The sequence below is a fragment of the Spiribacter sp. SSL99 genome, assembly GCF_009805925.1.
In the GTDB taxonomy this organism is placed as follows: domain Bacteria; phylum Pseudomonadota; class Gammaproteobacteria; order Nitrococcales; family Nitrococcaceae; genus Spiribacter; species Spiribacter roseus.
This window is the reverse complement of sequence record NZ_MAOM01000010.1, coordinates 1-662: the sequence shown is the minus strand read 5'-3', so window position 1 is coordinate 662 and position 662 is coordinate 1. Positions and strand designations below refer to the sequence as shown.

1 protein-coding gene is annotated in these 662 nt (G+C 62.7%); it reads right to left on the bottom strand.

All coding sequences use genetic code 11. The features are described from left to right. The coding region (locus tag BA899_RS01810; RefSeq protein WP_159299555.1) for a GTP-binding protein at positions 1 to 659 on the bottom strand (659 nt) is incomplete at its 3' end. Between the last annotated feature and the right edge of the window lie 3 nt (positions 660 to 662).

Genomic DNA, 662 nt, shown 5'->3' with positions numbered 1-662 from the left:
ACATCCTCGATGGGCATCAGGAACGCACCGTCCACCGCCCGCTCCGGCTCCGGCATGTACTCGTCCATCGCCTGCACCAGCTTGACGATCGCCTGCGAGCCCATCTCCGAGGTATCCCCCTCGAGCGCCTTCAGCGCCGAGCCCGTGATCACCGGCACATCATCGCCCGGGAAGTCGTAGCTCGAGAGCAGCTCACGGACTTCCATCTCAACAAGCTCGAGCAGCTCGGCATCGTCGACCATGTCCGCCTTGTTCAGGAACACCACAATCGACGGCACACCCACCTGGCGCGCCAGCAAAATGTGCTCACGCGTCTGCGGCATCGGACCATCCGCCGCCGAGACCACCAGAATCGCCCCGTCCATCTGCGCGGCACCGGTGATCATGTTCTTCACATAGTCCGCGTGCCCCGGACAGTCCACGTGCGCGTAGTGCCGGTCATGCGTCTCGTACTCCACATGCGCGGTGGCAATCGTAATACCCCGCTCACGCTCTTCCGGCGCATTGTCAATCTGGCTGAAGTCCTGGGCGACCCCACCGTACTCAGCCGCCAGTACCTTCGTCATCGCCGCCGTCAGCGTCGTCTTGCCATGGTCAACATGACCAATCGTGCCAACGTTTACGTGCGGCTTGCTGCGCTCAAATTTCGCCTTGGCCACGGT